Here is a 14,703-nt window from a genome sequence, read left to right as displayed (position 1 = left end):
AATATTTATTTTTTAAGTTCTTCTAGTATTTTACTTGCATAACCTTTAATTTTATCAGCGCTTAAAGTAACATCTATACCTTTGTTAGCAAGTTCTGAGAAATAATATTTAGATGAGCCTATTACTTTTTCTCCATTTTTAAATAATTTCATAATAAGGTCATATAAATTTTTATTTACTTTATTACCATTATCATATGAAATTTTACCACCAAGTCATTTTGTAGTTCCAGATCAAGTTTTTTTATCAGCTAGATTAACATCAACAAATTTTCCGTCTTTTTCTTCTGTCACTCCAATATCTTTATACTTTTCTAAAACCTTGTTGAAGAAATTCTCGTTTTTATTGTATTTTTCTAGGTGTGAGATTGCTAATACTGTTGAAGACACAATATCTTTTTCAGCTGATGTTATGAACTGATCATTAAACTGTGGGTATACTTTAATTTGATCAGTATCTACACCTATAACTTTTGTGCTAGCTTTACGTTTCTTAATAACATTTAGTAAATCCCCTGTTTGTGGACCAGCAACTGGTAAAACAACATTTGCCTTATCAGTGTTTACCAATTTATCAGATATACCTTGTCCAGATCCTGCTAAAAAACTACCAGAAAAATAATTAGATTGATCAATTGCAATACCTTCATTTTGAGAATTTGCTCTCGATACTTCTACATTCAATAATTTTTCAAGACTTCCGTCTTTCAAATTAGGATTTATTGCTTTAATCATTTCTTCTATATATTTTTTATTTTCTTCATCTTTTTTAAATTCATTATAGAAATTTATTGAAGCCAAGAAACCATGCATAAAGTTATCAACTGCAAAACCATTAGGGCTACCACCAAATGTAGCCAACACTAACTTACCATTACCATCTTTATTATAATTTTCGGTTGCCAATGAGTAAATTATTGATGCAAACCCTGAGTAAAACGCTGAAATATCTGCTCTAAACAATAAACCAGTTACGTTATTATGGTTTTCATTACTATTATCTATAATAACTACATCATCTATCAATTCAGAAGCTTTTTTAAGGCGTTCACCACCATGCTTATAACCCGGCAATATCAAGGTTTTCGCTCCAGCTGATTTTGCTATTTTATAACGATTATCAAATTCTTGTTCATCTTTTGGTTCACTATATCCTATACCATCATATTTTTTATCTAAATTATCATTAATACCAAGTAAGTTCATTATTTCATTACCTGCGTTATAACCACTCTCATTAAAAGATTTATCATTGATTTTACCTGCATCGGTTACCAAGTAAACATCCATTCAACCCTTATATTTTTTTCCACAAGAAATGGCTGAAGACGCACTTGATACCAATACTGTAGTTGCCATAAGACTTGTTAATAGTTTTTTCATATTTCAATCCCCCTTTTCGTATAGAAACAAAATCTGTTTACTTCACAAAAAACCTTAAATTATTTTACTAATTTAAGGTTCCTTTCCAATCTAATTATATGTTGATAAATGTAAAGAGACTTCATTTAACTTACGACCTAATTATACTTTCAAAAATTAGAAATTCACAAAATATTAAATAATTTAAAAATAATTATTGATTTTTCACAAAAAAAATGAGAACCATACTCATTTTTAATATTATTTAAATAAATTTGCTTAATTAAATGTTTAAATATTTGAAAGATATTTATTACATTAAGAACAAACACTTATTAATAGAGGATTTAAACCTCTGTGAATTCATCCTTAGCTACTCACGCTGTTGTACCCACAACCGCTAGTGAGAACAATGAAATAAATGTTAAAAATAAAATAACTTCTTTATCAGATGACTTCAAACCAATACCTACTATCAATATCATAATTAGGTCAATAAATATAACAACTCCTACTAAAAGATGGGCATAATTTGCTATTTTATTGAAACTATTATTTCCATTAGCATTCATGATGATAATTATAAGACTAACAAAAAGTCCTATTGCTGAAAGCGAAAGTAATAATAATGTTCAAATTATCATATTTTTTTCTAGGAAACTTCCTTTTTGATCATCTAAGAATGAGTAAAATGGGTCTCCATACTGGTCTTTTGCTGCATAAAATACTACAGTAGTAATCAGTAGACAAGAAAAGCTTGCAAGCATTGCTATTCATGATTTTTTCATAAAATTTTTCCTCCTATTAAATAAACATAAATTTACTTATAGATAAATTATACACTCTTGTTATTTTAGTAATGAGGGTAATTTAATGTTTTTTTTGATTTTGTTTTTCAAGACCAAATTATTAAATAAGAATAACAAAAAACCTCAGTAATTGAGGTTTGAAACATTATTTAAATTGTTTTATTATTTACCATTTTTAAGCGGTAAATTCATCTTTTGCTACTCATGCTGTTGTTCCAACTACTGCAGCAGAGAAAACCACCACAAGAGCAAATATAGCTGTTGACATATTTGATACAGGTTTAACAGTTATTCCTGATACTAAGATCATAATAGCAGAGAATAAAACTAATACCGCAACAAAAATATGAGCATAGTTTGCATATTTATTTAATGAATCATTATCTTTAAAGTTTAAAAATAAAATCACTCCACTAACAATCAATCCTAGTATTGATACTGCCATTACCAAGATTGCTCAAATTTGCATTTGATTTGATGGGAACTTACTTCCTTTTAAATAATCATATAGAAAAATTGAACTATCCTTTAATGCAAAAAATAAGATTGAGATGATTGTCAGTACACCAAAACTTGCACACATTGCTATTCAAGATTTTTTCATAAAACGTTCCTTTCTTATAAGAAACCAAAGGCTTCTTATGAAAAAAATTATACACCTTTAAAGTTTCAACACTTCGTTTTTCACGGTATTAAAAATTTCTTTTAAAATTTAAAATGTATTTAGTTACTAAATGCAAACAAAGGGTCCTAAGAATTTTGTGTTCTCTGTTTTTTGATTAAATCTAAAAATTTCAAAATTGAGTTTGTTAAACTCAAGTGAATACACTCTAGCTGCTATGATATCAGTTTTATAACCAATACACTCACTATCAACAAATGAGACAATTTCCCTTTCATATTTTGTTTCTAATCAATTTTTACCTTTTGTAGAAAAGTATAAACAAGAAATTATTATAAAAAAAGTTAAAAATGAAAGTGCTTGGAAAATTGGAATCCTTATTAATCACATAAATATTCCTTCAATCATTATTCTATCTTCTGAGAAAAAGAAATACATTATGAAAAGCATCATAGAGATAACTGTTGTTAATGAGTAAATAAAATAAGCTAGTTTAGGTATTACCGACCAAAACAAATTAAATTTTTTCAACTCTTTATCATTTTGATAACGTTTTGTATTATATCAAATACTTGCTAGTAGATAATCAATTTCGTATCCAACACTAGGCATCACCCATCTAGGTATCGTGATTTTTTTCTTTTTTTTGTTTAACATGTTGAAAATTCTTGAATAGTTATCTAATACTCCATATTCGATAGTCAGATCCGGACACTTTAAATACTTCTGAAAGTTCTTTATGAGTTCTTCAATTTTTGTAGTAGATATATTTATATCTGCAGAGTTTATTTCTCTTACTTTAATTCTGGAATAAACTAAAGTATTGTACAGTTTCAAAGAAAACAAGGTCAAAAGTGTTAATAAAACACCTATCAATAATATTTTATGTATATTTTCCATTAATTTTATTGCTCCTTTTTTTAACGCTTATACTTATCAAATAAATATTTAATTTCAGGCTTTAAAGTATTAACTTTTTTCACATCATAAACCGATTTTATATTCCTTACAATACCATGACTAGCCATGAAAGCATTCACAAAAAACTTCCCATCCTTATAGTTTATTGGTTTTAAAGTTCCACCAGCTGTTAAACCGGAGGCAAAAAACCTTGTTCTATTATCCGCTACTAAATCTATATCTGACAATATAGTTGTGAAATCGATATTATGTTTTGATAACCATGCTGATTCTTTTAATATTCTATTTTTAGTCTCTTCTTCATTTGGTCAAATATCTTCATAAGAAACTAAACGACATTGCATCCTACAACCAGAAGCAATTGCCAAAGAAGCCATCAAACATCCTTCAGGAGCACCTCCAATACCATAAACAATATCAGCTTCACCATTTACAACATCAATAGCAGCTAAAACATCACCATCTTTTATTAGTCTAATAATTACACCAAGATCATTTAATTCTTTAATGATCTTTTGGTGTCTTGGTTTATCTAAAACAATACATTTAATATCTTTTCTATTGACCTTTAGTTGCATTTGTTTAATTATTTCTATTATTCCTGAGTTTAAATCTAATATTTCATTGAACTCACTGCTAACAAATACCTTCTCCATATACATTTCTGGAAGTTGTAACATTGTATTTTCCCTGGAAATTGCAATTGTGGAAATACTACCTGCAAAGTTATAAGCAGCGGGATTGGTACCCTCAATTGGGTCGACTGATGCATCAAATATTGGTGCATCATAACTGCTTGGACTACCTAATATTTGGCCCACAAACAACATTGGTGCTTCATCCAACTCTCCTTCACCATTAACTATTTTTAATTTGAAACCCTGCTCATTCTTAAGCATTACTTCAAAAGCTTCGACAGCTGCTTGATCAATCTTATTTTTATCTTTCAAACCAATATATTTATAAGAAGCAATTGCTGCTAACTCAACAGTGCGCAATAAAACAACATCTTTATTCATTTAAACTCTCCTAATCAATTACTATTATAACAAAGAAAAAACCAAGTATTTTTTTAATAAGTTAAAGGAATATAAAAAAATCTTAATAGATAAGATTAAAAAATATAATTTTTTTAGAAAATGTTTTGTCAATATCACTTTAATGATATTTGTTAAATCTTAGTCCTATTAAAGTAATTATAAATACCATTAAATCCAAGTATCTTTTTTTATTTTATAATAGCTCATCAAGAAACTTGAACCAAAGTATTTTCCAGTATCTAAGATTTCCACTTTGAAGTTAGTATCTGTAATATCAACAATATTTATGTCATAATCTAATATTAAGTTAGCATTAGGATACTTTGCATTTAACAAGACTTTGATTGTATGTCGATAAACTTTGTAATCTGAAGAACGATAGGTAAATATTTCACCTAAATTTCTATCTTTTATGATTTCTTCAAGGTTTCCTAATTTATCTAACTTGTTATAATTGTATGTTATTTCAACTTCACCTTTATATGTAGGATTATCATTTTTTGCTATGATTTTTACTTTGTTATTTCCGACCCAACTTAATAAATAGTACATAAGTTGATAATCCAAAGATATATTATTCAATTCATTTATTTTCTCAAAAACAACATTAACATCCCTATTAAAACTATCAATATATCCATCGATTTCTCCGATGTTTACCATTTTGATTTCATCCTTCAAATCTTTTTTATTGAATACAGTTTTATCATTATCAATTTCAAAATATATACTACATCCAGTATTATGTTTATACGGGATTACTGGATGACTATTCGCCACACTTAAAACCAAAAAATATTTCTTTTTATCTGGACTATAATAAGGTTCGTTACTTATACCATTTCGTATATATTCAGTGTTAAAATGAGGATTTTCTAGCATAAGTTGTTTTAAAAAAGCGTCAACATCAATTTTGACCTGCCCGTTGTCGTTTTTGGCACCTCTTATTAAACCGAACTCTTTATTTTTGATTGAGTTTGTTAACGATACCTTCTCTTTGCCTTCATAATTTACCAAAACTTCTCCTCGGAATGTAGAATAATTACTATTTGATTTAATAATAGCTGATGTTGAGGTTATGTTTGTAACTATTAAGGCATCTGAGATGGATTTATCAAAATTATCATTGTGAAATGATGCAGCTTCAAGTATCTCTTCACTTGTAAAAACACTCTTTTGTGAGTAAATTTTACCTAAATAAGTCTTCTTTATTAAATTCTTGACTTCAATACTTTCCACTTTTTTGTAATTATAACTGATAGAAACTTCTCCTTCATACTTAGTTGACTGAGGGTTTGCACTTATCCTTGCACTTGATTCATTCACTTCTGATATAGAAATATCATCAAAGGTAAACTTAGTATTATTAATATCATTAATTTTATTTAATAAAATGCTATTACTAGGTATATTTGTATTATCTTTTATGTTTCCTAAATTAGTTTTAGTTATTAAATCTGTTAAGTTCCCTTTTTTATGGATGTATTTAAATGTTAACAAGCATTCTCCAATCACATTTTTTCCATTACCTTTTATTCTAGCATTAAAAACAGTTAGAGTTTCATCAACCAACGATATATCACTTGAATTCAAATCTAAGCCGGTATTAACCTTATTTACTCTAGCAATTAATAATGGTAATGAAGGAAGTTCCTCATAACCTTCAAATTCTCCTAAACTAGTATTTATTGTTCTAAGGTCCTTTAAATTTTGATCATCGTTTTTTATTTGAATACTACAACTTAATGTTTGGACTGTACCGATTAAAAATAAAAAGTTACTGCTGATTAATATTAAAACTTTTTTCATTACTTATCTCCTTTTAGATAGTATATCAATATATAAGTGTTTCTTAATTTTAGATTAACCTGATAAATTGAAAACAAATTTCATAAACTTAACTAATTATAAAAACCACCTTAATGGTGGTTTTTATGATATATTTACTTAAATTTCAACGTTGTGATAAACTTCTTGTACATCTTCAAGTTCATTTAATTTATTTATAAGCTTATTAAACTGTAATTTTGTTTCTTCATCATTAATTTTAATGAAATCATCAGCCAACATAGTAGTTTCTGCCAATTTATAATTCTTTAAACCCGCTTTGTCTAAAGCTGTTTTAACTGCATTAAAAGATTGAAATGATGCATATACCATTGTTAATCCTTCTTCTTCAATAACATCATTAACTTCTGCATCTGTGTCCATCAATAATTCTAGAACTTCTTCAACGGACTTTTCTTCAAACGCAAACAAACTAGTAGGTTGGAAAGAATGAGAAACCGAACCTGAGTTGGCAATCTTTCCCCCGTTTTTATTAAATGCATCCCTTATTTCTGCTATTGCTCTATTAACATTACTAGTTAAAGAGTCAACAATTATCATTGAATTTCCGGGTCCATACCCTTCATAACGATTAGAAACGTAATTTTCAGCTTCGCCACCCTCTGCTTTTTTTATAGCCCTATTAATTACATCTGTAGGAACTTGTTTTGATTTTGCTTTATCAATTGCACTTCTTAATGCCAAGTTTGCCTCAGGATCAGAACTACCATTTTTTGCAGCTATATAAATTTCTTTAGAAGCCCTTCCATAAATAGCAGATTTCATAGCTGCTGTTTTTTCCATACTTTGTTTTCTTACTTCGTGAGCTCTTCCCATAAATATTCCTTTCACATAATTTAAACTAATTTATTTTACCAAATTGGGTTCAATTTCGTATATTTTATTCATAATAATTTCCATTTTTTCTTCTAAATCGTCACTTTCAGCATCGACAACTAAGAAATTGAACATATGTTTTCTTCTTTCGAAAAAGTCATCGTACCTTTTATTTAGTAACTCCCAATACTCATAAGGCGTTTCTAGTTCTTGAATTCTTCCTCTATCTTTAATTCTTTCGATAGCCTTATCTGTTGATAACTTCAAATAAATAACTAAATCAAACTCTGACTTATATCCAAGACTTGGTATTATAACTTGTTCGTAAAAATCGGTGTAAGTTTTGTAATCAATATCGTTCATGGTTTTTAAATCATGATTAACTGTAACAAAAATTGGATCTTCAAGAATTGTTCTATCAAAAATTACATTTTTTAATGATTTTGCTTCTAATAATTGTCGACTTCTTGCTGTTAACATATAGATTTGCATTTTAAAAACATTTGCTTTCATGTCTTTGTAATAATCATCAAAATAAGGGTTATTATCAATTGGTTCAGGAAATATTTCATAACCAAGTTGCTTTGAAATTAACTCAGAAATTGTTGATTTGCCAGCTCCTACAGTTCCAAATAATGCTATTCTCATAAATTACTCCTTATTATTCTTTTTAGATATTGAATTATAAATGCCGTAGAATTGTTTAATTTCGTGTGGTTTTAAACTTCTAAACTTACCAACTTCAATATCATTGATTGTTAAAAACTCTATTTGCGTTCTTTTTAACTTTTTCAAATTTATATCGGCAGCTATTAACATTTTTTTAATATGATGTTTTCTACCTTCGGCTATAGTTATTTCAACTATTGACTCATTATATTGATCATCATATTTCAGTAATGCAGCATGTATTGCTTTTGTTTTATAATCTTCATCAATGATAACACCGTTTAATAAGTTTTTGATTTGTTGTTTAGTTACTTTACCATCACAAAGCGCTTGATATGTTTTTCTAAATTCATACTTTGGATGCATCACAAAGTTAGCAAATTCTCCATCGTTTGTCATTATTAATGCACCACTAACATCATAATCCAACCTACCTACTGGATATACCCTAATTTTGCTATCTTTAAAAAAGTCAGCAACAGTTTTTCTTTCTTTAGGGTCATACATAGTAGTAACAACCAATCTTGGTTTATTAAATAAATAATAAACTTTTTCTTTAACAATTTCTAGTTTTTTATTATTAATTTTAATCTCTACATCACAATTAAATTTCGAACCAAGTTCTGTAACTACGATCCCATTAACTTTAACTTTACCGCTTGTGATTAAAGTTTCAGCTTGTCTTCTTGAACAATAACCTCTTGTTGCTATAATTTTTTGTAAACGTTCCATATAACTAATCTCTTTTGAAAATATCTTTTTCTTCTTCTATTGTTTCTTTTAACTTTGGTAAATCATCAAGGCTATTTAAATTAAAGTACTTTAAGAAATCATCAGTAACTTTATACAACATTGGTTTCCCTAATTCTGATGATTTACCCGCTTCTTCAATTAAGTTTCTTAACTTTAATTTATAAAATATCGTCTCGCAATTAACGCCTCTAATGTCCTCGACTTTAGCTTTTGATATTGGGCCTTTGTAGGCAATAATAGACAAAGTTTCGATGCTTGCAGTTGATAACTTCGCTTCTGTTTTAATATTAGATAACTTAGCATAATGCTCGGCATTTTCTTTTTTGGTTATCATCCTGAATTTATTTCTTGCAAACTTTTGAATATCTAAACCACTGGCTTCGTCACTACTATATTTATCTTTTAAAGCGTCAAGTATTTTTTCGATTATAGAGTCTTCTTCTGTGTTTAAAATAAACTTCAAATCATCTATTGAGACACCATCATCTCCATTAACAAAAAGAAGCCCCTCTGTAATTGCTAATTTTTTATTAAACTCCATAGGTATTATTCCCTTTCACTAACTAAATAATCAATTATTACATCATCAACTTCTTGATAAATATAAATAATTTTTTTAGACGCTAAATCTAAAACAGCTAGAAATGTAGCAACTAGCATTCTTAAAGTAAAATGTTTCTCTTCTATCAAATCACTTAGTTTTATTTTTTTTATTCTATTTTTTTCTAAAAAATTTCTTATTTCAACAGCAATTTCTTCTGGTGATACATCTACGTTTGTCAATGTGTTAGTTTCCATTATAGTTGATTGTTTTTTTTCAATAGCTTTTAAAAATATTTTTGCAAACTTATCGATATCAATATTATTCGGCGCTAATGGTAAATTATCATCATCAATTTTAGTTATCTTGAAAACAGATTTTGGTTTACTATATACCTTTAAAGAATCCTCTTGTTGTTCTTTGAAAAAGCTTGTTACTTCTTTGATCTTATGATATTCCATTAAGCGTGATAATAATTCTTGTCTTTGATTTTCTTCATAATCTGAATCAACCTCAACAACTTCCTTTGGGATTAATAATTTCGACTTCAGTTCAATAAGATATGCAGCCATCACAAGGTATTCGCTTGCAACTTCAATATCTAACTCTTCACACTTTTGAATATATTTTATATATTGATTTGATAATTCCAATAAATTGATATCCATAATATTCAATTGTTTTTCCTTGATCATATGAAGCAATAGATCTAAGGGTCCGTTGAAATTATTTAAATTTAAAGATTGTCATCGTTCCATATTTATTCCTTAACTGTTTCGCCTTTTTCTTTAAGTTTTTCCAAAGTCTCAATTAGTTGTCTTTCGGGCTTTAAGTATTTATTCAACGCTATCATTATTCTACCGACAATTATAAATAATAAGTCTATCGAAAAAGAAATATTGTACTTAAAACTAGGGTCTGCGAAATCATGTTCCAATACATTTCTTAACCTTCTAATATAATGTCAAGCTTTTGATATAGTTATTGTTTCGATACAAATAGTTAATTTTTCATGATCAATTAAACTATTAGTTAGAAATCCGATATCTTTTGGGAAATCTACAAAAAATTTCAAACCATTTTCATTATAATCACTTTTTATGTTTTTGTAATATTTATCATTTAGGTGCCTAGCAATATATGTAAATTTATCAAAAACAGTATACAAATATTTGAATGTCTCGTTTTGTTGGTGAAACTCAACTGTATTTATGCCAAACAAAGTCTTATAATCAGACAATGAGCTGTATTCATAGGTTTTTTCTAGGAAGTAGCGAACAATACTTTTAATTTCGACAAAGATTTTGAAATCGAATATATCTCGATCACTATATAATGCTTTTTCTAATGCTTTTTTACAAATTTTTATGTAGTCCGCAATATGTTTTATAGTTAATTTTATATTTTCGTTTTTAGTGATTTGTATATTTAAATAACGTGCACTTTTTTCACAATAATGTACTAGTCTCTCAATTATGGCATCTTGTTTGAAAAATGTTTCATCTAAATATTCACCTATTACATCAACATAAGTCAAAAACTCATTACGAGATTCATAGCTTTTATGAGTTAGCGCATCATTAATTGCAACTATGTCCCGCAATGTAATTCTTTCTGCCACTTATTTCAACTCCTATAACTTTAATTATACTAAAAAATCCTTGTAGTTAAGGTTTTTTGAACTATATAAATTAAAATAACTAAAATTTGTATTTAATTAATATGTGTATAATTAATATGAAACTTTAAAAGCAAGATTGCAATTAAAGATAATGATAGAACTAAAATATAATTTGTAGGGGGTTAATAATGTATAAAAGAACTGAAACCAGGCCCGTCTATGTTGGGAAAATTCAAATTGGTGGTAATAATAAAGTTGTAATTCAATCAATGACTACCTCAAAAACTCACGATGTGGATGCAACGCTTGAAGAAATAAATAACTTATACAAAGAAGGTTGTCAAATTGCTAGAGTTGCTGTGCTTGGGATTGATGATGCAAATGCACTTCAAGAAATAGTTGAAAAATCACCAATACCAATAGTTGCAGATATTCATTTTAATTATAAGTTTGCATTGATAGCTGCTGATTCTGGATGTGCAAAAATTAGAATTAACCCTGGAAATATTGGTATCGAGGAAAACACAATTGCAGTTGTACAAAAATGTAAAGAAAAGAACATACCTATTAGGATTGGAGTAAACTCAGGAAGTTTACCAAAAAAATTAGTTGAAAAATACGGATGAACTCCCAAATGCATGGTTGAGGCGCTTAGAGAACATATAGAGATTTTAGAAAAGTATGAATTTTATGACATAATATATTCTTTAAAAGCTACAGATCCATTAATGGCAATTGAAGCATACAGTCTTGCTTCAGAAATATGAAATTATCCAGTCCATATAGGAATTACAGAAGCAGGTAGTCTATTGAATGGGGCCATTAAATCTAGTTTTGGAATCGGTTACCTATTATTCAGAGGTATTGGAAATACCATTAGAATTAGTTTAAGCGAAGACCCTGTTATGGAAATAAAAGTAGCAAAAAGATTGCTGAATTCGATTGGTTTATTTGATAATATGGTTGAAGTTATAGCTTGTCCAACTTGTGGAAGATTAGAATTTCAGTTACGAGAAGTAGTAGCGGAGATAGAATCATTTGTTGAAAATTTACATTTTCCATTAAAAATTGCTATTTTAGGATGCGTTGTTAATGGTCCAGGTGAGGCTTCGCACGCAGATATTGGAATAGCTGGAGGGAAAAACGGAGGAATCATATTTAAAAAAGGAAAAATATTTAAAACCGTTTCCCAAGAAAAACTTGTTCCCGAATTAAAATTGTTAATATTGGATTATTATGAAGAATGAAAAAGCAAAAACCAGAATAGTATGGACTAATTAGTATTGAATATCATTTCAAATGATATTTTTTTTGACTCTTTAGGATTTAATTTTAAGATCTTGTACTTATTTTTTAAATCATGATCACTATTTCCACTCTTGTCAGGCATACCACACCACGGTTCTATACAAATAAATCCACTATCATTATTATCTCTTCAAAGACCCAATGTTGAATAATCATTCAGGGGTAGTTTAAATTCAAATGAATCATTTTTATATAGTAAATAACTTGATCTTAGGGTGTCACAAAAATAAGACTTTGATTCAGAAAAATCAACATCCTTAATGATAATTTCCTTTCACTTTTTTTTATTTTGTTCATCTTCTAAGTAAAGTCCTTCTGGAGTGAATGAATCAAAGAAGGTTTCTTCTGATTCTAAAACTATTTTTGAGGAATCATCAACTTTAAATGCTGGATGATGTCCGAATGAATAATACATATCAACATCCTCAACATTTTTTACAACGAAATCAATGGAAAAAACATTTTTAGCGACTTTCAAAATTAAATCTAGTTCAAACTCAAAAGGATAAATTTTTGAGAATTGACAATTAGATGAAAACGATAATACTGCGCAGTCGTTATAAATGCTTTTTATTGTCCAATTATTTATATTTTTCATAAAACCGTGTCTTGGTAAAGGATATTTAACGCCATTATATTTAATATAACCGTTAATAGCTCCACAATTTGGAAATAGCAAGGGTCATGTTTTTTTTCAAGACGAATTCTGTTGATAGCAAACCTCATTATCTTTGAACTTCAAACTAGTTATTTCAAAATTGCAACTATCGGCTTTAAAAGTAATATCTAAGTATTCATTCTTTATTGTATACATATTTAAACCTACATTTCATTATTATCTAACTCATCGACTTTTATTTGAGTTTTGGTTTTTTCAATAACTCTTTTTTTAAGAATTATTTTTAAATTTTGCACTGCTAACCTTGGGTTAATGTAGTCTGCAAAAATATACTTATGAGTAAAATAGAATATAAACATAGCAAGCAGAACTAACAGCGAAGAGAGAGTCATAATAACAGTGATAGAATCAATGAAACTCTCGTAGATTATACTATCGTTTGTTAATAGTTGCTTGGTTTTTAAAATTTCATCTACTGATTTAAAATACTTAAACACACCTACCTTAGAATTTAATAAGGTTTCTTCAATAACTTGATTCAAAAACATACCACCAAATAAAGCCGATCCAAAAAAGCCTGTTACAGGGTTTTTTGGTGCACGATAATTCCAAAACATACAAAAGCTAAATAAAGAGTAAATTATTTGTGTGTAGCATACCCCTATTAGGATATTTAAAATCATAAATGTGAAAGGATTTTTATTGAAGGCTAACACTACGTACAATAAGAATAATGTAAAAAAACTTGTAAATAATAGATACTTCTGATTGAAATGTGGAGTTGCAAATTTGAAGATAAGATAAGAAATCAGCACTGAAGGAATAATGAAATTGAAGTCATATAATCTTAATAGTGTTTCTACAAGGTCATTTGAGTAACCATTATAAATGCCTTGGAAGGCAATAAACATTTTTGTTGTTAAGGACATACTTAAAGTACCTGCACAAGAAACTAAAAATGTAATTATATAAATAGTGAAAAAATTTCAATTATTCTTTCTGGGTAATTGTGATCGAATACTTTCATCAAAAGAGCTAGCTAAATTTTTATTCTCCTTTTGCGTAAAATTTAAATATAAACATATAGGTATAAAAAGTAGAACAAATAAATTGGTATAAGTAAAATTTTCAGAAGATAACACTATTGTTTGAAGTTGCCCTATAAATGTACCTAACAAACCAGAAAAACCAATAATTGTATAAATGACTCAAGTAACCGGTAGTGTGTTTATACGATAAAAATATTGTTCATTTAAAAACAAGTAATGTATTGTGGATGTAGAAAGAATAAAAGCATATAAAATTGAATATATAATGAAGACGTATATATTGCTAACTTTTAGAAAGTTCATCAGAAGTGTTAATAAGATAATACTAGCATAAGATAAATACATTCATAATTTTCTACTTTTTATTATACCTGTAATGAATGTAGCAAATGGTTTAAGTATTATGATAAATATTAAAGATATTATCAACAAAATTATTAGATATGTTCTGTTTTCTAAACTTCTTGCCAATGAGTCTTTAAGGTACACTAACTCGTAGCCTAATAAACTTGAACATAATCAAAATATTGCCACTTCCAAGCAAAAAAGTAAAGCATTTTTTGATAACTTCTCTTTTCGTAACATAAGTATTACAATTGTAAAGCAAATGCTAATGATGATTGGTGTTAAAACTGTAATGTCTCAATATTTCATTTCATACCTCGATACTTAATCAACTATTATTTTATTACAAATTTTCTATTTTAATGAGTAAGATTTATATTG

At 27.8% G+C, this 14,703-nt stretch carries 15 protein-coding genes; 1 reads left to right on the top strand and 14 read right to left on the bottom strand.

Features of this window, described 5'->3' with window-relative positions; translation table 4 throughout:
• Window positions 1-5 precede the first annotated feature (5 nt).
• From ACI2WZ_RS01495 to ACI2WZ_RS01440, 12 genes are all read right to left on the bottom strand, one after another.
• On the bottom strand, window positions 6-1,382 hold the full coding sequence (locus tag ACI2WZ_RS01495) for a BMP family ABC transporter substrate-binding protein (protein WP_023789075.1): 1,377 nt from the start codon (window positions 1,380-1,382) through the stop codon (window positions 6-8).
• Between the two features lie 326 nt (window positions 1,383-1,708).
• The gene (locus ACI2WZ_RS01490; protein ID WP_023789074.1) at window positions 1,709-2,149 is read right to left on the bottom strand and encodes a hypothetical protein; all 441 of its coding nucleotides are present in this window, start codon (window positions 2,147-2,149) and stop codon (window positions 1,709-1,711) included.
• Between the two features lie 196 nt (window positions 2,150-2,345).
• Window positions 2,346-2,774, bottom strand: coding sequence for a hypothetical protein (locus tag ACI2WZ_RS01485; RefSeq protein ID WP_023789073.1), 429 nt, complete (start codon window positions 2,772-2,774; stop codon window positions 2,346-2,348).
• Window positions 2,775-2,900: 126 nt separating this feature from the next.
• On the bottom strand, window positions 2,901-3,692 hold the full coding sequence (locus tag ACI2WZ_RS01480) for a hypothetical protein (protein WP_500245027.1): 792 nt from the start codon (window positions 3,690-3,692) through the stop codon (window positions 2,901-2,903).
• Window positions 3,693-3,712: 20 nt separating this feature from the next.
• Complete coding sequence (locus tag ACI2WZ_RS01475) at window positions 3,713-4,732, bottom strand: fructose-bisphosphatase class II family protein (protein ID WP_500245026.1); 1,020 nt, start codon at window positions 4,730-4,732, stop codon at window positions 3,713-3,715.
• Between the two features lie 189 nt (window positions 4,733-4,921).
• The gene (locus ACI2WZ_RS01470; protein ID WP_500245025.1) at window positions 4,922-6,562 is read right to left on the bottom strand and encodes a hypothetical protein; all 1,641 of its coding nucleotides are present in this window, start codon (window positions 6,560-6,562) and stop codon (window positions 4,922-4,924) included.
• Between the two features lie 138 nt (window positions 6,563-6,700).
• Entirely contained in the window at window positions 6,701-7,417 is a 717-nt protein-coding gene (locus ACI2WZ_RS01465; RefSeq protein ID WP_500245179.1) for a YebC/PmpR family DNA-binding transcriptional regulator, read from the bottom strand.
• 30 nt (window positions 7,418-7,447) lie between these two features.
• Complete coding sequence (locus tag ACI2WZ_RS01460) at window positions 7,448-8,065, bottom strand: deoxynucleoside kinase (protein WP_023789068.1); 618 nt, start codon at window positions 8,063-8,065, stop codon at window positions 7,448-7,450.
• Window positions 8,066-8,068: 3 nt separating this feature from the next.
• Window positions 8,069-8,818 carry a pseudouridine synthase gene (locus tag ACI2WZ_RS01455; RefSeq protein WP_500222756.1) on the bottom strand — a complete coding sequence of 250 codons (750 nt, stop codon included), beginning with the start codon at window positions 8,816-8,818 and terminating at the stop codon, window positions 8,069-8,071.
• A gap of 4 nt (window positions 8,819-8,822) precedes the next feature.
• The gene (gene scpB, locus ACI2WZ_RS01450) at window positions 8,823-9,380 is read right to left on the bottom strand and encodes an SMC-Scp complex subunit ScpB (protein WP_500245024.1); all 558 of its coding nucleotides are present in this window, start codon (window positions 9,378-9,380) and stop codon (window positions 8,823-8,825) included.
• Window positions 9,381-9,385: 5 nt separating this feature from the next.
• Window positions 9,386-10,138, bottom strand: a complete 753-nt coding sequence (locus ACI2WZ_RS01445; RefSeq protein ID WP_500245023.1) for a segregation/condensation protein A — start codon at window positions 10,136-10,138, stop codon at window positions 9,386-9,388.
• Between the two features lie 2 nt (window positions 10,139-10,140).
• Window positions 10,141-11,001, bottom strand: coding sequence for a hypothetical protein (locus ACI2WZ_RS01440; protein ID WP_023789064.1), 861 nt, complete (start codon window positions 10,999-11,001; stop codon window positions 10,141-10,143).
• 188 nt (window positions 11,002-11,189) lie between these two features.
• Here ACI2WZ_RS01440 and ispG point away from each other — a divergent pair, with 188 nt between their 5' ends.
• Window positions 11,190-12,278, top strand: a complete 1,089-nt coding sequence (ispG, locus tag ACI2WZ_RS01435) for a flavodoxin-dependent (E)-4-hydroxy-3-methylbut-2-enyl-diphosphate synthase (RefSeq protein ID WP_023789063.1) — start codon at window positions 11,190-11,192, stop codon at window positions 12,276-12,278.
• On the opposite strand, the gene ACI2WZ_RS01430 is transcribed toward ispG, so the two are convergent.
• On the bottom strand, window positions 12,275-13,123 hold the full coding sequence (locus tag ACI2WZ_RS01430) for an aldose epimerase family protein (RefSeq protein ID WP_023789062.1): 849 nt from the start codon (window positions 13,121-13,123) through the stop codon (window positions 12,275-12,277). The genes ispG and ACI2WZ_RS01430 overlap by 4 nt on opposite strands.
• An 8-nt stretch (window positions 13,124-13,131) precedes the next feature.
• Window positions 13,132-14,631: an MFS cation transporter gene (locus ACI2WZ_RS01425; RefSeq protein WP_500245022.1), complete on the bottom strand. Its 1,500-nt coding sequence runs from the start codon at window positions 14,629-14,631 to the stop codon at window positions 13,132-13,134.
• Window positions 14,632-14,703 lie beyond the last annotated feature (72 nt).

The organism is Spiroplasma endosymbiont of Megachile willughbiella, assembly GCF_964273395.1.
GTDB lineage: Bacteria > Bacillota_I > Bacilli_A > Mycoplasmatales > Mycoplasmataceae > Spiroplasma_A > Spiroplasma_A apis.
The sequence above is the reverse complement of the archived record's forward strand: the minus strand, read 5'-3'. Positions and strand labels throughout refer to the sequence as shown.